This window comes from Streptomyces sp. NBC_01669 (assembly GCF_026339735.1).
Lineage (GTDB): Bacteria > Actinomycetota > Actinomycetes > Streptomycetales > Streptomycetaceae > Streptomyces > Streptomyces yanii.
This window is the reverse complement of record NZ_JAPEQG010000001.1, coordinates 4,555,541-4,572,996: the sequence shown is the minus strand read 5'-3', so window position 1 is coordinate 4,572,996 and position 17,456 is coordinate 4,555,541. Positions and strand designations below refer to the sequence as shown.

The following is a 17,456-nucleotide window of genomic DNA, read 5'->3' as shown; positions in this document are numbered from 1 at the left end:
GCACTTCTGCCGGGAGGAGCGTCCTCCCGGCCCCGCTTCACCGTGCACCGTCGCGGCGTCGCGTGAATCTCCGACCCTGGCGTCCTCAGTACGCGTGCCGGTCCGGCTTGCTCGTCCACGAGTCGTAGGCTTGGGCGCCGATTTCGGGATGGACCTGCTCGATCCTGATCCTTCGCTGGTCGAGCGGCTTCTTGAAGTCCTCGTACTGGTAGACGTCGTCGAAGCCGATCCGGCGTGTGTCGTCCAGGCCGCAGCTGAAGTACACCGCATCGATCCGGGACCAGTAGATGGCGCTCATGCACATCGGGCAGGGAGCGCCGCTGATGTAGATCGAGCAGCCCTGGAGCATCCGGGCCCGCTCGGGCACGGGATCCGGTGACCCGTCAGCACGGGGCACGTATTCCAGAGTGCTCTCGTTCTGGTGCTCTTCGGCGATCGACGGAGCCTCGGGGTTGAGACACTGCACGGCCTTGCGGATCGATTCGACCTCGGCGTGGGCCGTGGGGTCGCCGGTGAGAAGCACTCGGTTCTGTCCGCGGGCGATGATGTCCCCATTGCGGGTGATCACCGCGCCGAAGGGGCCGCCCCAGCCCTTTTCCACCGACTCGGTGGCCAGTCGGACCGCCTCGGTGATGAGCTCCTTGTGTTCCATCACTACGTCTCCGATCGACATCGACAGCCCTTGACGAAACAAGTGTGCGGAAGGGTAGCCGACTGTCCGATTTGCCCATAAAATGACGCATCCACTAAACTACTGTGCGTGAGTCTGCGCGCAAGCCGTGAGCCGCCGGCCGAGAACGCCACCGTTGTGACCTCGCAGAAGGTGTGCGCAGGTCGCGCCGACGAGTACCAGCGCAGGATGAACGAAGCGGCCCGCGAATTCGACGGGTTCGAGGGTGCCGAGGTGTACCCGCCCGAAGCCGGCGACGAGAATGAATGGGTGGCGGTCTTCCGTTTCGCCGGCGTGGATTACTTGACCGCCTGGCTGGATTCGGGCAGACGGCGGGAATTGCTCGACGAAGGGCGGGAATTCTTCGAGGAATCCCCGACGCAGGAGGTTCTTCGTGGCGGCGCCCCTGCCGAACAGGCGCCGGAGATGGTCACAGCCGTCGTCTCCCACGAGGTGAGGCCAGGGCGGGAAGAGGGTTTTCTGCGCTGGCAGGAGAGGGCCTTCAAGGCACAGGCGAAGTCACCCGGATTCATGGGGTCCGAGCTGTTCAAGCCCGTGGAGGGCGTGCAGGAGCACTGGGTCGTCGTCTTCCGGTTCGACTCCCGCGAGCACCTCGACGACTGGCTCGCCTCCGATGTCCGCCAGACCCTGTTGGAGGAGGGCCGCACCTATTTCGCCTCCTACGACGTACGCAAGGTCGGCTCGGCGTTCAGCGGTTGGTTCCGCTTCGGCGAGGGCAAGCAGGACAACGCACCGCCCAACTGGAAGCAGGCCATGACCGTGCTCCTGGCCCTTTATCCCACGGTGATGGTGCTGAACCTGACCGAGGGGCGCTGGCTGGACAAGCTCGGCGTCCCCGGATACATCGGCCTCTTCATCGGGAACATGCTGAGCGTCAGTGCACTGACCTGGCTGCTGATGCCTCTGGTGAACAAGGCACTCGCCTTCTGGCTGGTGCCCAGCCGCGCGACCACCTACCGCGTGCACCTGGCCGGTGCCGCGGCAGTGGTGCTCTGCTATGCACTGTTCCTCATCATCTTCGGCCTGACCACCCACTGACCGATCCCACCAGCCGGCTCCAGCCGGGCCACGCGAGGAGGTCGTGATGCCTGAACGGACGCCCGCAGGCCCCATCGAGGGGACACTGATCCGGCGGGGCGACCCCGGCTACGACCGCGCCCGGACCGACGCGGTGTGGAACGGGCTCCTGCCGGAACGCTTTCCCGAGGTCATCCTGCAGGCCGCCGCCGAAGGGGACATCCCCCCGGCCCTGGCCTTGGCACGCGCCCAGGGGCTGCAGGTCTCCACGCGCTCCGGCGGGCACAACTGGTCCGGCTCCCAACTCCGCGACGGGGGCCTGCTGATCGACCTGTCGCGGCTACGGCACTGCCGCGTCGACCCGGCGTCGGCGACGGCCGAGGTGGGGCCCGCCATCACCGGGCGGGACCTCGTCGAGGCCCTCACCCCGCATGACCTGGCCTTCCCCGTGGGGCACTGCTCCTCCGTCGCGGTGGGCGGCTTCCTGCTGAGCGGTGGACTCGGCTGGAACTCCCGTGCGTGGGGACCGGCATGCGCCGATGTCCTGGAGATCCGGGCTGTCACCGCCGACGGCCGGACGGTCATCTGCAGCGAAACCGAGAACGCCGACCTCTTCTGGGCCGCCCGCGGCGCGGGGCCGGGTTTCTTCGCCGTCGTCACCGGCTTCCGGCTCGGTCTGCACTCTCACCCCGCGGCCATCACGACCACCAGCCTCACCTTCCCGCCGGCGGACGTCGAGCGCGTGACGGGATGGGCCGTCCGGACCGCGCGTGACCTGCCGTCGAACGTCGAGACGGCTCTCGTCATGGCAGCCTCCGGCGAGGCGACGGCCACGGTCCCGCCGGGGCCGCGGATCACCGTCGGCGCCACTGCCTTCGCCGCGACGCGGGACGAGGCGCTCGCTGCTCTCGAACCCCTGGATGCCTGCCCGTTCGCCGAGCGGGCCCTCTCCCGGCAGCCACCCGAGCCGACGTCCTTCGCCGCGCTGCACGACGGCGCCGGTCAGCTGTGGCCGCGAGCGCATCGCTACGCGGCGGACACGCTGTGGTCGGCGGAGAGCTACGAGACTCTGATGACCCGCATCGCCGACGCCGTCGCCCGGGCCCCCTCCGGCAGATCCCTGGTGCTCGCGCCGGTGCAGCCCGTCTCCACCGACCCGGCGTTGCTGCGGAACATGGCTTTCTCGGCGCTCGGCGAGTCCTACCTCGTCTGTTATGCGATCTGGGACGATCCGGCGGCGGACGGAGCGAACAGCGGGTGGCTGCGCGAGACGATGGCCGCGGCGGACCCGTCGGGGCGCGGTGGCCACTACATCGCCGAAACAGACGTGGAAGCCGATGCCGCCCGGGCCCGGCGCTCGTACGCCCCCGCCGACTGGGACCGCCTGCAGGAACTCAAGCTCACGTGGGACCCGGACAACGTCTTCCACTCCTACCTCGCACCCGCGACATGAGGTGTCTTGCGCCGGCGCCCTCGATTTCTGTCCGGCCGCCGGGGGCGCGGCCGGAGGGAATGACCGGGACGGCGTGTCGGTGGGAGGGGTTCGATGTCGGGAACGCCGGCGATCCTCCGTGAGAACCCCGACAGGGCGACGGAGATCGTCAAGGAAGGCGACCCCAGGGGCGCACGGATCGGCCGTGGGCCGCAGACCGCATCCGCTGTGTCGCTGCCCCGGAGCGCTCCTGGCCCGACTGGCCGAGCGTCTCGTCGGGCAGGATGTGGCACGGCGTGTTGCACACAAGGGCACAGAAAAACCGCCCCCGACCTGCTTTCACAGGATCAGAGGCGGTCTTCCGAAGCGGTAGCGGAGGGATTTGAACCCTCGGTGAGTTTCCCCACACTCGCTTTCGAGGCGAGCTCCTTCGGCCGCTCGGACACGCTACCGAGAGAGAGCTTAGACCATCCAGGCCGCGGGTTGAAATCCGATTCTCCCGTGTGTGCGGAAGCCGGGGCGGAGGCTGGGCGCGCCGCCGGGTCAGCGGTCGCGGAAGAAGGCCGTCAACTGGGCGGAACAGGCGTCCTCCAGAACTCCGTGGATCACTTCGGGGCGGTGGTTGAGCCGCCGGTCCCGTACGAGGTCCCACAGCGAACCGGCCGCGCCCGCCTTCTCGTCCCGTGCCCCGTAGACGACCCGGGCCACCCGGGACTGCACGAGTGCGCCCGCGCACATGGTGCACGGCTCCAGGGTGACCACCAGCGTGCAGCCGGTCAGCCGCCATGCGCCGAGCGCCTCGGCGGCCCGGCGGACGGCAAGGATCTCGGCGTGCGCGGTCGGGTCGCCGGTCGCCTCGCGTTCGTTGTGTCCCGTGGCGAGCAGGGTGCCGTCCGGGCCGAGGACGACGGCGCCGACCGGCACATCACCGGCCTGCGCCGCGCGTGCGGCCTCGTCCAGGGCGCGGCGCATGGCCGCCCGCCATGGGTCCCGTACGGGATCGTTCGTCGGGTCGTGGGGTTCGTGCGGTCCGTGCGGGCCCGGTGGTGCGGTCACCCGCGGACCCTAACGGACGGTCTCCAGGACCTCGGCCGCGCCCAGCGCGTCCGCGATCTCCACCAGGGCCTCCGCGCGCAGCATCAGCAGCTCCTTCTCGGGGAGTCCGAGATCGGACAGGATCCCGGTGTCTCCGAGCGGACCCGTCGGTACGGCGTCGGCGTCGAGCCCGTCGTCGTCGTTGTCGTCGTGGTCGGTCTGATTGTCGGTGGCGTGGTCCGGCTCGCCGTCCTCCGTACCGTCGAGGCTGACGAGCTCTTCGAGGGCGGCAATCGAGTCCTCGGCCCCGGGTTCGCGGCCGAGCAGTTCATCGGTGAGCAGGATCTCCCCGTAGGAGGAGCGGGCGGCGGCGGACGCGTCCGAGATGTAGATACGGGGGTCCTCCTCACCGTCCACCCGGATGACGCCGAACCAGGCGTCCTCCTGCTCGATGAAGACGAGCACCGTGTCCTCGTCCACCGAGGCCTCACGGGCCAGATCCGTCAGATCGGACAGGGTCTCCACATCGTCGAGCTCCGTGTCGCTCGCTTCCCACCCGTCTTCGGTGCGCGCGAGCAGTGCGGCGAAGTACACCGTGACTCTCCCACTGGTCATAGGGGTGTCGGTCCGGCGGGAGGGCATCCGGTGATCCGGATGTCCTGCGTCCCGCCCATCGGAATCGTGGCAGAAAACGAGCGTTTGCGAGAGTAGTTCGACCGTTGCGTCGTGGATCAGTTGTCGCGGACACCGCTCCGAGGGGGCCGTCCCGCCTGCTCGGAGCGCTACCAGCGGAAGGTTCGCATCCGCATGGCTTGGCGCATTCGGGCGGCCCGGGCGCGGCGCGGCTGGACCCGGTCGCGCAGCGCCTTCGCCTCATGAAGCTCGCGGAGGAAGTGGGCGCGCCGTCTGCGGCGCTCCGCTTCGGTCTCGGTCCCCGACGCGTTCTGCGGGGCCGGCTGGTCCCGCTTCTGCCGCTCCCCGTCCGCCATCCGCACATCACCCCAAGGCTGGGTCCGTATGCCCCCCACCTTCCCTCCGAACGTGTGGTTGATGCCAGCGCACAGGTGCGGGAGAGCCCGGTTACTGTTGAACCCATGCGGATCCACGTCGTCGACCACCCGCTGGTCGCGCACAAACTCACCACTCTGCGCGACAAGCGCACCGACTCCCCGACCTTCCGGCGGCTCGCCGACGAGCTGGTCACCCTGCTCGCGTACGAGGCCACCCGGGACGTGCGCACCGAGCAGGTCGACATCGAGACCCCGGTCACACCGACGACCGGGGTCAAGCTGTCGCACCCGCGGCCCCTGGTCGTGCCGATCCTGCGAGCCGGTCTCGGCATGCTCGACGGCATGGTGCGGCTGCTGCCGACCGCCGAGGTGGGCTTCCTGGGCATGATCCGCGACGAGGAGACGCTCCAGGCGTCCACGTACGCGACGCGCATGCCGGAGGACCTCTCGGGCCGGCAGGTCTACGTCCTGGACCCGATGCTGGCCACCGGCGGCACGCTGGTCGCGGCGATTCAGGAGCTGATCAAGCGCGGTGCGGACGATGTCACCGCCGTCGTGCTGCTCGCGGCGCCCGAGGGCGTCGAGGTGATGGAGCGCGAGCTGGCGGGTACGCCGGTGACCGTGGTGACCGCCTCGGTCGACGAGCGGCTGAACGAGAACGGCTACATCGTGCCGGGGCTCGGCGACGCGGGCGACCGGATGTACGGAACCGTCGACTGAGTCCCGGTTCCGACCAGGGCCTTCGGCCCCTGCGCCCCGAGGTCCTGTCGTCGAACCGGTGTCTGCTGCGCCGCGTGACGACGGGGCAGCCCTCAGAGCCTGTCGGGTGACCTCTGATCGGGCGGCCACGCCCTGGCACGCACGCTTCCCGCGTTGCCGAAATGTCCTCGTAGCTCCTTTCCCCGAGCTCTCAGCTTCGTTCGAGCAGGGGAGACCCCATCCGAGGACATCCCGCCGTCTTGGAATCGCACGCACCGGACCGCGTCCGCTATCCGATCGAAGGTCACCCGACAGGCTCTCAGCGGCAGGAGGAGGGCGCCGGGGTCGGCTTGTTGAGGGCGGCGAGGGCGGCGGCGGCGTCCTTCGGTGTGTTCAGCTTCTTGAACGCCGTACCGAGGATCAGATCGACGTCCGCCGTCCTGCGCGCGTCGGTCTTCGGCGTGGCGCCCGTCAGCTGCGTACCGAGGACCGGGAACGTGCCGTTCATGGCCGTCGGCGCGCCCAGCAGTACCCCGGGCCCGGGGACCTTCTTGTCGTACGCGGCCGAGGCATTGCCCACCTTGCCGATGCGGAAGCCGCGCTTCTTCAGCTCGTCGGCGGCGGCCTTCGCCAGTCCGCCGCGCGGCGTCGCGTTGTAGACGTTGACGGTGATCTTCGCCGGTGCCGGCAGTGCCTTGGCGGGCGTGGACGGCTTGGGCGTGGGGCAGTCGGCCCTGCGGTCCGCGGCGCTGGCCTGCTTGTCGCCGCCCGTGAAGACGTCGATGAGCTGCATCGTGCCCCAACCGGCCAGCCCTAGGGCCACCACGGAGGCAATGGACGCGAGGACCAGTGTGCGGCGGTGCCGGGGGCGGCGCATGCGCGGGTACTTGTCGCCCGTGATGCGGTACTTTCCGCCCATGCCGGGGGGAGTGAGCATGCTCATGGGCGCAGCGTAGTGCGACCCGGTGAAGATACGTACTAAATGATCAACGGATGGCACCCGTCCGGGTGTGAATGCACCCGAAAGCACCCGGTGCGGCGACGTGCAAGGACTGTCGGCTCACCGAGCCGCTGGGCTGTCAGCCGAGTTCGAGGACGCGGGCGTGCAGCACCTGGCGCTGCTGGAGCGCCGCGCGGACCGCGCGGTGCAGCCCGTCCTCCAGGTAGAGGTCGCCCTGCCACTTCACGACGTGGGCGAATAGATCGCCGTAGAACGTCGAGTCCTCGGCGAGGAGGGTTTCGAGGTCCAGCTGGCCCTTGGTCGTCACCAGCTGGTCGAGGCGGACCGGGCGCGGCGCGACATCCGCCCACTGCCGGGTGCTTTCCCGGCCGTGGTCGGGATATGGCCGCCCATTTCCGATGCGCTTGAAGATCACACGGAAAGCCTACCGGTCAAGAGCCTCCGGGCGCAGCCATGGAGCGGTACTGCGATGCTGACCAAAACGGCATGAATGCAGGCATTTCGGAATAGGGGCCGTGATGAGTGACAGCGACAGCACGGGCGGGGGTACCGAAGCGGGCACGGGAGCAGGCGCCGGCGAGGGTGCCGGTGTACTGCCGCAACAGGCCCGGGAGATCGCCGACGGGTACGCCGTCGGCGGGGCCGCGCTCGATCTGGGTGCGCTGTTCTGGGACGGTGCATGTCTGCCCGGCGCGCAGATCCGGATCCCGCTGGGGATGCTCAACCGGCACGGACTCGTCGCGGGTGCCACCGGTACCGGCAAGACCAAGACCCTGCAGCTGATTGCCGAACAGCTGTCGGCGAACGGCGTTCCCGTCTTTCTCGCCGACATCAAGGGCGATGTCTCCGGCATCGCCGCCCCCGGCACACCGGGTGACAAGGTCACCGAACGCGCCGGGCAGGTCGGGCAGCAGTGGGAGGCCAGGGGATTCCCGTGCGAGTTCTACGCGCTCGGCGGCATCGGCCCCGGCATTCCGCTGCGGGCGACGGTCACCGGCTTCGGTCCGGTCCTGCTCTCCAAGGTGCTGCAGCTCAACCGGACACAGGAGCAGTCGCTCGGCCTGATCTTCCACTACGCGGACGCCAAGGGCCTGGATCTGGTGGATCTGAAGGATCTGCGGGCCGTCGTCGCGTTTCTAGTCTCGGACACCGGCAAATCCGAACTGAAGGGGATCGGTGGGCTGTCCACGGCCACGGCAGGGGTGATCCTGCGGTCGCTCACCGCCTTCGAGCAGCAGGGCGCGGGCGACTTCTTCGGCGAGCCGGAGATCGACACGGCGGAATTCCTGCGGTCGGCGCCGGACGGGCGGGGGCTGGTCTCCGTACTGGAACTGGCGGCTGTTCAGGACAAGCCGCAGCTCTTCTCGACATTCCTGATGTGGTTGCTCGCCGATCTCTTCCACGATCTGCCGGAGGTCGGCGACCTCGACCGGCCCAAGCTGGTGTTCTTCTTCGACGAGGCCCATCTGCTCTTCAACGGGGCGTCGAAGGCGTTCCTGGACTCGATCACGCAGACCGTGCGGCTGATCCGCTCCAAGGGTGTGGGCGTCTTCTTTGTGACGCAGACGCCGCGTGACGTACCGGAGGATGTGCTCGGGCAGCTCGGCAACCGGGTGCAGCACGCGCTGCGGGCGTTCACGCCGGACGATGCGAAGGCGCTGCGGGCGACGGTGAAGACGTTCCCGAACTCGCCCTACGACCTGGAGGAGTTGCTGACCCGGCTGGGCACCGGCGAGGCGGTCATCACCGTACTGAGCGAGAAGGGCGCACCGACACCGGTCGCCGCGACCCGACTGCGGGCGCCGCAGTCGCGGATGGGGCCGCTCCCCGAGGCGGAGCTGGACGCGGCGGTGAAGGGGTCCTCGTTGTACGGGCGTTACGCACACGCGGTGGACCGGGAGTCGGCGTACGAGAAGCTCACCGCCGAGCACGAGGCCGAGCAGCGGGCCGCCGCGGAGGCGGCAGCGGTGGATACGGCGGTGAAGGCCGGGAAGCGGCCGAAGGCGGCGAAGGACGACGAGTCGCTGGTGGAGCAGGTGGTGGGAAGCGGGGTGTTCCGGTCGCTGGCACGGTCGGTGGGGACTCAGCTCGGGCGGGAGATCTCGCGATCACTGTTCGGTACGGCACGCCGCGGGCGGTAAGGGGGAGGGGGCGGGCACCGCAGTCGGGTGCCCGCCCCCGGCAGGGCTACGGGACAACCCTTAGAGCCTGTCGGGTGCGTCGGAGCGCAGGTCGTACGCGTACGTGCCGACCGCGTTCGCGATCACATCGATATTGGCGTCGAAGAACGCCATGTCGATGTTGGCCAGCGTGTCACACGCGGAGTGGTAGCAGGGGTCGAACGCGATCCCCGCCTCACCGCCGAACTTCTCCGCCCGGGCGGGCGACTTGATGACCTCGGCGCCGGTGTCCGTACCACCGGCGGGGATGCCGACGTCGATGAACGGTCCGTAGTCGGAGCGGCCGGTGAAGTCCGTGCCCTCGTGCGGCGTGCCCGTCCGGTCGAGGAAGTCCGCTATGTCGCGCTCCAGTTGGGCGGTCCCTCGGGGCCGGGGCCCGAGCCGACCCCGTCCGAGTCGTCACCGTCGAAGACGAACTGGACGCCGTTCGGCGAGGCGATCATGTCGAAGTTGAGGTAGAGCGCGATCTGCTTCTGCTGGGCCGCGTCGAGCTTCGCGACGTATGCCTCCGATCCCTTGAGCCCGTTCTCCTCCGCCGACCACCAGGCGAAACGGACCTTGTTGGCCGGGGTGCGGTGGGTCTTGGCGAGCTCCAGGGCGACTTCGAGGAGACCGGCCGAGCCGGAGCCGTTGTCGTTGATTCCGGGGCCGGCGGTGACCGAGTCCAGGTGCGCGCCGAGCATGACGGTTCTCGCGGCGTTCCCGCCACGGGTCTCGGCGATCACATTGCGCGTGGTGCGCGGCTCCTGGAACTCCCGGATCTCGAAGGAGACCGTCACCTCGTCCACCTTGGCCAGATCGGCGACGAGCCGTTCACCGTCGGCCTGGGTGACTCCGCCGGTGGGGATCCACCCGGACGCGACGTTGCCGAGGGTGCCGGAGAGGACGCCGTCGTCGTTGTTGTAGTCGGATGCCTCGCAGCCGGTGGCGGCGTCGACGGGCACTGCGGCGAGCGCGGCCGTGATCCCGCCCGTCTTCGTGGACGTGGTGTACGTCATCGCCCTGATCGTGATGTCGCGGGGCGTCGGGGAGACCACGGAGAGCTTCTCGGCGAGGGTCTCCGTGTAGACGAAGTCGAAGGTGTCGTACGCGACCCGGTAACCGGCGTGCCGGAGCTGCTGATAGACGTACGCGGCGGAGGCGTCGTGGCCCGGTGAACCGGCCGCGCGATGTCCGCCGGCGGAGTCGGCTATCGCCTGGAACTGCTGCAGATGGCGGTACGCGTCCTTGCCGGACGACGCCCTCACGAGCTGACGCGACAGCTTGGCCGCGTCCTTCGCGGGGTCGTGCCCGGACGGGTGTCCGTGGTTCGGGGAGGCGGCCAGGAGGAGGGGCGTGGCCAGAACGGTGGCGGCCACAACAGCCGTGGTCCTGCGACGGGTTGCGTGCACAAGAGTCCTTCCGGTGCGAACGGTTGTGCAGGAAAGCCAGCGACCGCAGTGACGTCCGTGAACAGCTGTGCGCCCTCCCTCCCTCCCTCCCTCATCTCGTCTTCGCCGCGGCTGCCTTCGCGGCCGCCTTCGCTTCCTGCTTGTGCGTGCGGACGAGGGCGAGCGAATCGGGGCCGGTGATGTCGGCGACCGACCGGTGCGAGCCCGCCTCCCCGTACGGACCTGCCGCGGCGCGCCAGCCGGTCGGCCGGACATTCAGCTGCTTGCCCAGCAGCGCGAGGAAGATCTGCGCCTTCTGGACGCCGAAGCCCGGCAGAGCCTTCAGCCGTTTCAGCAGTTCGGCACCGGTCCCGGCATCGCTCCAGACGGCACCCGCGTCCCCGTCGTACTCCGCGACCAGGTATTGGCACAGTTGCTGCACCCGTTTGGCCATGGAGCCGGGATAGCGGTGCAGAGCGGGTTTGGCGGTGAAGAGTTCGGTGAACGCCTCCGGGTCGTAGACGGCGATCTCATGGGCGTCCAGATCGTCGGAGCCCATCCGCTGCGCCAGGGTGTACGGGCCGGAGAACGCCCACTCCATAGGAACCTGCTGGTCGAGCAGCATGCCGACCATGGCGGCGAGCGGACTGCGGCCGAGCAGCTCGTCCGCCTCCGGCTGCTGAGCGATCTGCAGGGCGATCGGCCCGCCCTTGTCGTTCGGTTTGTTCTGTGTCATGCCTCCGATCATCGCGACAGTGACGGGGGACGGCGAGTCCAGGAGCCGCCGATGGAGTACGCGAAGGTGCCTGCTTTCCCGGGCCCGCACAGGGAGAGACCCTTCGGTGACTGTCGGTGGCGCATACCAGGCTCGGAGATGTGGACATCGACAACTGGGAGTTCTTTCCGGAGCGTTGGAGCAGGCAGTGGCTCGCCGCACACACCCTGCTGGATCCCGAGGGCGGCGACGAAGAACAGAGCGAGTCCGATCGCGGCGGACGTGCCGATCACTGGCACGGCGAAGCCGACGAGCAGCTCCAGCGCACCGGCGGCCTTGAGGACGCCGAGCATGGTCAGGGAGGAAGCCGGCACACCGGCCTTCGCCATGTTGGCGAGGACCGGTTCGTAGCGGACGAAGTCCAGGACCGCCGACATGGTGGTGAGCGCGACGGTGAGGAGAGCGACGGTGAGGTGGAAGGCGAACAGCATGAGTGGCGACCCTTTCCTGCGGGTGCCTCAGTCGAGGTGAGGCAGCTTGTCGGGGTTGGTGACGTTGTAGATGTCGCGTACCTGCTCGCCATCCGGTGTCAGGTCGAGGACCATCACGGCGAACGGGGCGTCGTCGCTGAACAGGACCGCCGCGGGATCACCTTTGACCTGCCGGTACTTGACCGCGAGACCCTCGCGGGCCGTGGCGCGCGATGGCTCGGACATCAGGTGTCTCCTTTCGTTCATGCACTCCTGGAGCTGTGCAGGCGGTCGGAGTGTGACATCGGCTGCCGCGGCGCGCCTCGCAGAAGGTGGAGGGCCGTACGTACCGGGAGGGTGCCCGAAGAGGCAGCGCCGGTTGCCCTTCGCAGGCGGGGTGCGGGCTGGACGGGGCGGGGACGGTGCGGTGAAGGTGGAGGTCCGAGGCCAGTAGCAGCGACGTCTTCGACCGGTGCGGTCAGGGGAGTTGACGGATGAACGCACACGAGCAGCAGTACGAGTGGGAACACGACCACGATCGCGATGACGACCACGGGCGGCATGAGTACGACGAGGTGTTCGTCCCCTCGAGGACGGCGGACGCCCATGAGGCGTCCTCCGGCACGCCCCACCTCTACCGGGCCGGGGCCACCGGCCGGGCCGACGTGGTCGGGGCGTCCGGCATGGGTGTGCTCCAGCGGACGGTGGGGAACAGCGCCGTGGGGGCGATGGTGCAGCGGGCCGGGAGCGGACCCGAGGAGCACGCCGAGGAGGATGTGCGATCCCCGGTCCACCACGTCGTCTCGTCGGGTGGTGGCAGCCCTCTCGACACCGAGACCCGCTCCGACATGGAAGGCCGGATGGGCGCGGACTTCTCCGACGTACGCATCCACACGGATTCCGCGGCGCACGAGTCGGCGAAGGGCGTCGGCGCGCACGCGTACACCGTCGGCAACAACGTGGTGTTCCAGCGGGACGCGTACGACCCGTCCTCGCCGCAGGGCCGCACCACCCTGGCCCATGAGCTGACCCACGTGATCCAGCAGCGCAACGGGCCGGTGGAGGGCACGGAGGCGCCGGGCGGGATCCGGGTGAGCGACCCCTCGGACCGGTTCGAACGGGAGGCCGTCGCCAACGCGGACCGGGTGCTGTCGGCTCCCTCCCCGGCCGCCGACCAGGCCCCCGCGGCCGCGCCTGCCCTCACACACACGTCCGCTCCCGCCGTCCAGCGTGCGGAGACGGAGGACGAGGACGAGCAGCCGGCGGACGTGCAGGGCTCCTTCGTCCAACGTGATGCGGAGGCAGGCGCGGAGGAGGAGGAAGAGGCGCCGCAGGCGTGAACGCGCACGCGAAGGGCCCCGCCGATCCGGCGGGGCCCTTCCTTTGCTGCTGCCGTTTCCGCCGCCACCCGTACGGCGGGGCGCCGTTCAGCTTCCGTCGGCCTGCATCGTGCCGCCGAGCAGCAGCGACTCCGCGCACCGGGAGGGCGTAGGGGCGTTCACCGGCTTGCCGACCTTGCGGCAGTCGACGGTCATGGTGACCTTGCCGCCCGCGGGCACCAGGATCGGGGTGACGAAGTGGTAGTCGGAGTCCCGGAAGTTCTCCAGCGCGAGGCGGAGGATGGGGGAGTCCTGACCCGAGGAGACGATGATCGTCCCCGCGTCGCCCTGCGGGTTCTGGACGACGATGTCGGTCAGCCGGAAGGTGTGCCCGGACGGCACCTGGAGCGCGGTCCCCGTGTTCGAGCCGCCGCCCAGTGAGTCCCTGACCTGCACATGGGCACTCGTCGGCTCGGCGGGTCCGGCAGCCCCGGCGGACGGGGAGGGGCTCGGCGAGGCGCTGGGCTGCCCGGACGCTCCGGCGTCGGAACCGTTCTCCCCGGACCCGCCGCCCGAAGCGGCACCGCCGCTCTCCTTGCCGTTCGGCGACTTGCTCTCCGCGGCGGCGGCCGACGCCACCGCCTCCGGCGTGATCGCTTCCCGGGCCGCCGACTTCACAGCCGGCCGCAGCAGCCCGTACCAGAGCCCGACCAGGGCGATGATCAGTACCGCGGCGAGGATGAGCGCCCGGGGCAGCCAGCGGGGCAGGATCGCTTCCTGCTGGTACGAGCCGTCCAGGACGACCGGTTCGAGCGGCTCCTCACCCTCCGGCACGGCGGGCGTGGCGACTGCCTGGAACGGGTGCGTGACCGCCGTACCGCGCCACAGCCGTTTGGCAGGCCGGACCCGCAGCTTGCCGAACCCGGCGTGGCCCGGTTCGATCCGCAGCTCAGGTTCGGTGAACGAGATCCGAGCACGTTCGGTGCCGGACCGGGCGTCGAGGCGGACGGCGATCGGTGCGTTGCCCCGGTTGTCCACGGCGAGCTGGTGCGCGCCGCGCCGGGCACCGTGCGAACTGCGCGGCACCAGCTCGGCGGTCACCTCGGCGAACGGCAGCACGGTCACCCGGCCCTCGGGCACCACGGCGTCGCCCTGCTCGCTCGTCGGCACCACCCGTACCCCGAAGTGTGTCTCACCCGCGGGCACGGACGGGTCGCGGGGTGGGGCGAACGTGACCGATACGGCCTCCGAGCTGCCCGGATAGAGGGACAGCACCGGAGGTTCCACGGTCGTCCAGGCGGCGCACGCGCCGACCACCTCGAAGCGGTACTCCTCCACGGTGGAGCCGGAGTTGAGGATCTGCAGGGGAAGGCTCGTCCCCTCGCCCGGTACGGCGGTGACGGACGACGCGTCGAGGCTTGCCGTGAGACTCATACCGCGCACCGTAGGATCGCCGCCGCTTCACGACATCGACCGCGAAGGAACACTTTCGGGCAGATTCAGTGCCCCCAACGGCGTTTTAGTTTCCTTGTCAGTAAACACGGGAATCTTCTGACCGCCTCAAGACGCATGAGGCACATGACTGCAGCCGCGACGGTTGCGCCCGCTGTGACGCGACCCGGCTGTTTCCCAGGGGGAGCCTTGCCATGGAGCGCACCACCGTCGCCTTACGTGCCCAGGACCCGATCTCGCAGGCGGGCGTAGCGAGTCAGCTGCGTGCCCGCCCCGAAGTGAGCATGACCGAATGGGGTGCGGAGGATCTCCCGCCCCAGGTCACCGTGGTGGTCGTCGACGCGGTGGACGAGGAGGTGCTACGGATGCTGCGCAACATCCAGCGCACCAGCACCTCCCGCACCGTATTGGTCACGACCGACATCGACGAACAGAAGCTGGTGAGCGCGGCGGAGTGCGGCGTGGCCGGGGTCGTGCGACGCTCCGAGGCGACGCCCGAACACCTGGTGCACGTCATCGGGACGGTGGCGCGCGGCGAAGGTCATCTCCCCTCCGATCTGCTGGGACGCCTCCTTCAGGAAGTCGGCCGGCTGCAGGGACAGGTACTGGGACCGCGGGGTCTGCACTTCACCGGACTCGCCGCCCGCGAGGTGGACGTGCTGCGGCTGGTGGCGGAGGGATACGACACCGCCGACATCGCGACGAAGCTGGCCTACTCCGAGCGCACGATCAAGAACGTGCTGCATTCGGTCATGACGCGGCTTCAGCTCCGGAACCGGTCGCACGCGGTGGCGTACGCGATGCGGCAGGGGCTGATCTGAGCCGACACGCCGTACGCCCGGTGACCGTTGCCCGAAGGGGCAGCTGCGGCTTCCCGAGGATGTGACTCGTACACCGCTGCGCGCCCGCAGCGTGTACGGGACCGTGGGGCCGGTATGCCGGATCGGTAGGCCGGCCGAGGGCGGGGGAGGACTTCCGTGCGCTGGTTCCAGCGACGTGAGCGGGCGCCGTGGTCACGGAGGGGCCGCTCGAACGGGCCCAGGACCCCGGCCTTCCGCCGCGCAGTCACCGCGCTCCGCATCCCGGTTCTGGCTCTCCTCCTCGTGGCCACCGGCATGGCCCCCGGATCGGCCGTCGGTGCGCGCCCCCCGGCCGTAGCGGTGCCCGAACCGTGGGTGACGCCCGCCGAGTTCACGGACGCGGTCGACCCCGGCGGCTCCACGGGGGTGGACAAGCAGGTGCGTACACCGGTCATCCCGCCGAGGCCGGACGTGATCCTGCTGGTGGACGGAACGGCAAGCATGGCGGAGCCGATCAAGAGTGTGCGGGAGAACCTGCCTGATATCACCGCCGCGATCCGGGCCGAGCAGCCGGACTCCCGGTTCGCCGTGGCCACCTTCGGCGACCAGGAAGGCGATGTGAACGCCGGATTCCAGGTGCTGACCGAGCTCACGGACGACGACACCAAGGTGCAGGAGGGCGTCGACAAGCTCGGCACCGGCCTGGGCGGCCAGAGCCGTGGTCCGTCCGAGGACTGGATCAACGGACTGTGGCAGATCGCCAACGGCGCCGGTGGGAAGACCGTGTTCCGCGAAGGGGCCAGCCCCGTCATCGTGGTGGTCAGCGACGCCTCCAGCCACTCGCCCAGCAACGGCCACTCCATCGACGACACGATCTTCGCCCTTCAGGACAAGAACGTCCGGGTGATCGGCGTGGACGTGGAGAGCAGGATCGGCGACGGGATGAACGGCAACGGTGACGCCCACAATCCCGACAACCCCGACTACGTGGAGAACCCACCCACCACGCCCGGTCAGGCGACGCGCATCGTCAACGCCACCAACGGCCGCCTGCTGGAAGGCATCAATGGGAAGCAGGTGTCGGACGCGATCATCGAGGGCTTCCACAACCTGCCCACCAGCGTCGGCTACCGCCTCGACAACTGCGACCCGCACCTGTCCGTCAGCCTCGACCCGCCCACCCAGCAGGTCACCAGTGGCGACACTGCGCACTTCGCCGAGAACATCGACGTCTCCGCGGACGCACCCCAGGGAACCCGGCTGACCTGCACCGTCCAGTTCCTGCTGGGCACCCAGGTCCCCGGTGCGGACACGCTCGGACCCGCCGCTGCGGCCGATCCGGACTTCCAGGAACAGATCGGCATCGACGTGAACGACATCGACGCTCCTGTTGTCACCGTGGACGATCTGACCGTGCGGACCAAGGACAAGAACGGCGCCCGGGTGGACTACAGCGCGACCGCCGAGGACGCCCACGACGGCCCGATCCCGGTGACCTGCACCCCGCCCGCCGGCTCCTTCTTCCCGCTGGGCAGCACGACGGTGACCTGCTCGGCGACCGACTCTGCGGGCAACACCGGTACGGACACGGCGGAGATCGTGGTGCTCAAGGCGCCGGTGCCGCCCTCGGCCGACGTGGCGATGAAGGTCAGCGTCACGCCGGACCGCACGTACACGGGGCGTCCGGCCCGCGCCCGCTACATCGTCACCAATGCGGGCCCCGACAAGGCGACGGGTGTCGTCATCGGCTCCAGCTGGCCCAAGCCGTCCGCCGCGAAGGACCGCAGCCTGCCCGCGCTGCCCCGGTGCACCGCGGCGAAACCGTGCACGATTCCGGCCGGCGGGCGTATCGAGGTGACGCAGACGGCGACGTACCGTGCGGCGATCACCGGTGACGTACGGGCCACGGTGCGCGGCACGCTGCCCGACCGCCGCACGGCCAACAACAAGAACACTGACCGGCTGCGGGTCCTGAAACCGTCGCTCACGGTCACTCCCGCGGTCGTCAAGCCGGGCCAGGTGGTCCTGGCGCGCGGCAAGGACTACCCACCTGGTCAGACCGTACGTTTCACGTGGAACATCGGGATCACCGCGGATCAGGGCGGCGTGACTGTGGGCCGCGACGGCACCTTCGAGGTTCAGGTCCCGGTTCTGCGCAAGGACCGGCTCGGTCCGCGGAAGCTGCGGGCGGACACGAGGGACATCGACCGACTGCAGAAGCCGGTTCTCGTCGTCCAACGCAACCTGCAGCCACCGGACTTCGCGGGCCGCGCGTGAACATCCGAGCTCACGGGAACGTTCGCGC

The 17,456-nt window shown here is 69.5% G+C and carries 17 protein-coding genes, 1 tRNA gene and 1 pseudogene; 7 read left to right on the top strand and 12 right to left on the bottom strand.

The genetic code is table 11. From position 1 onward, the window contains the following. Positions 1 to 85: 85 nt before the first annotated feature. Positions 86 to 652: a nucleoside deaminase gene (locus tag OG972_RS20465; protein WP_266983521.1), complete on the bottom strand. Its 567-nt coding sequence runs from the start codon at positions 650 to 652 to the stop codon at positions 86 to 88. 108 nt (positions 653 to 760) lie between these two features. On the opposite strand from OG972_RS20465, the gene OG972_RS20460 reads away from it, so the two are divergent. Both OG972_RS20460 and OG972_RS20455 read left to right on the top strand, forming a co-directional pair. After that, a complete protein-coding gene (locus tag OG972_RS20460; RefSeq protein ID WP_266983519.1) occupies positions 761 to 1,729 on the top strand; it encodes an antibiotic biosynthesis monooxygenase in 969 nt (322 codons plus the stop codon). 46 nt (positions 1,730 to 1,775) lie between these two features. Continuing rightward, positions 1,776 to 3,161, top strand: a complete 1,386-nt coding sequence (locus OG972_RS20455; RefSeq protein ID WP_266983517.1) for an FAD-binding oxidoreductase — start codon at positions 1,776 to 1,778, stop codon at positions 3,159 to 3,161. Positions 3,162 to 3,507: 346 nt separating this feature from the next. Here OG972_RS20455 and OG972_RS20450 read toward each other — a convergent pair. The 4 genes from OG972_RS20450 to OG972_RS20435 all read right to left on the bottom strand — a co-directional run bounded on the left by OG972_RS20450 (position 3,508) and on the right by OG972_RS20435 (position 5,164). Next, positions 3,508 to 3,592, bottom strand: a tRNA-Ser gene (locus OG972_RS20450). Between the two features lie 91 nt (positions 3,593 to 3,683). Then, the gene (gene tadA, locus OG972_RS20445) at positions 3,684 to 4,112 is read right to left on the bottom strand and encodes a tRNA adenosine(34) deaminase TadA (protein ID WP_266990604.1); all 429 of its coding nucleotides are present in this window, start codon (positions 4,110 to 4,112) and stop codon (positions 3,684 to 3,686) included. 93 nt (positions 4,113 to 4,205) lie between these two features. Beyond that, complete coding sequence (locus tag OG972_RS20440) at positions 4,206 to 4,769, bottom strand: hypothetical protein (protein WP_266990602.1); 564 nt, start codon at positions 4,767 to 4,769, stop codon at positions 4,206 to 4,208. Between the two features lie 188 nt (positions 4,770 to 4,957). Then, entirely contained in the window at positions 4,958 to 5,164 is a 207-nt protein-coding gene (locus OG972_RS20435) for a hypothetical protein (RefSeq protein WP_266983515.1), read from the bottom strand. Between the two features lie 105 nt (positions 5,165 to 5,269). On the opposite strand from OG972_RS20435, the gene upp reads away from it, so the two are divergent. Then, complete coding sequence (gene upp, locus OG972_RS20430) at positions 5,270 to 5,905, top strand: uracil phosphoribosyltransferase (protein WP_037695091.1); 636 nt, start codon at positions 5,270 to 5,272, stop codon at positions 5,903 to 5,905. 298 nt (positions 5,906 to 6,203) lie between these two features. Here the strand turns inward: upp and OG972_RS20425 are convergent, their stop codons facing one another. Then, positions 6,204 to 6,803 (bottom strand): LytR C-terminal domain-containing protein, encoded by a 600-nt coding sequence (locus OG972_RS20425; RefSeq protein ID WP_266990600.1) that lies wholly within the window; start codon positions 6,801 to 6,803, stop codon positions 6,204 to 6,206. A 160-nt stretch (positions 6,804 to 6,963) separates the two neighbouring features. After that, entirely contained in the window at positions 6,964 to 7,260 is a 297-nt protein-coding gene (locus OG972_RS20420; RefSeq protein WP_003955420.1) for a type II toxin-antitoxin system VapB family antitoxin, read from the bottom strand. 103 nt (positions 7,261 to 7,363) lie between these two features. On the opposite strand from OG972_RS20420, the gene OG972_RS20415 reads away from it, so the two are divergent. Next, the gene (locus OG972_RS20415) at positions 7,364 to 8,986 is read left to right on the top strand and encodes a helicase HerA-like domain-containing protein (RefSeq protein WP_266983512.1); all 1,623 of its coding nucleotides are present in this window, start codon (positions 7,364 to 7,366) and stop codon (positions 8,984 to 8,986) included. An 81-nt stretch (positions 8,987 to 9,067) separates the two neighbouring features. Here the strand turns inward: OG972_RS20415 and OG972_RS20410 are convergent. The 4 genes and pseudogenes from OG972_RS20410 to OG972_RS20395 all read right to left on the bottom strand — a co-directional run. Further along, positions 9,068 to 10,383 (bottom strand): annotated as a pseudogene (locus OG972_RS20410) (M28 family metallopeptidase); the annotation flags it as partial. Between the two features lie 124 nt (positions 10,384 to 10,507). Beyond that, positions 10,508 to 11,131 carry an HhH-GPD-type base excision DNA repair protein gene (locus tag OG972_RS20405; protein ID WP_266983510.1) on the bottom strand — a complete coding sequence of 208 codons (624 nt, stop codon included), beginning with the start codon at positions 11,129 to 11,131 and terminating at the stop codon, positions 10,508 to 10,510. A gap of 8 nt (positions 11,132 to 11,139) precedes the next feature. Further along, positions 11,140 to 11,601 (bottom strand): DoxX family protein, encoded by a 462-nt coding sequence (locus OG972_RS20400; protein WP_266983508.1) that lies wholly within the window; start codon positions 11,599 to 11,601, stop codon positions 11,140 to 11,142. Between the two features lie 27 nt (positions 11,602 to 11,628). Beyond that, positions 11,629 to 11,826, bottom strand: coding sequence for a hypothetical protein (locus OG972_RS20395; RefSeq protein WP_323135878.1), 198 nt, complete (start codon positions 11,824 to 11,826; stop codon positions 11,629 to 11,631). Positions 11,827 to 12,074: 248 nt separating this feature from the next. On the opposite strand from OG972_RS20395, the gene OG972_RS20390 reads away from it, so the two are divergent. Continuing rightward, on the top strand, positions 12,075 to 12,920 hold the full coding sequence (locus OG972_RS20390) for a DUF4157 domain-containing protein (RefSeq protein WP_266983506.1): 846 nt from the start codon (positions 12,075 to 12,077) through the stop codon (positions 12,918 to 12,920). Between the two features lie 87 nt (positions 12,921 to 13,007). Here the strand turns inward: OG972_RS20390 and OG972_RS20385 are convergent, their stop codons facing one another. Continuing rightward, on the bottom strand, positions 13,008 to 14,333 hold the full coding sequence (locus OG972_RS20385) for a hypothetical protein (protein ID WP_266983504.1): 1,326 nt from the start codon (positions 14,331 to 14,333) through the stop codon (positions 13,008 to 13,010). 212 nt (positions 14,334 to 14,545) lie between these two features. Between OG972_RS20385 and OG972_RS20380 the strand changes: the two genes are divergently transcribed. Further along, entirely contained in the window at positions 14,546 to 15,172 is a 627-nt protein-coding gene (locus OG972_RS20380) for a response regulator transcription factor (protein WP_266983502.1), read from the top strand. Positions 15,173 to 15,328: 156 nt separating this feature from the next. Then, positions 15,329 to 17,428, top strand: a complete 2,100-nt coding sequence (locus tag OG972_RS20375) for a VWA domain-containing protein (RefSeq protein WP_266983500.1) — start codon at positions 15,329 to 15,331, stop codon at positions 17,426 to 17,428. Positions 17,429 to 17,456 lie beyond the last annotated feature (28 nt).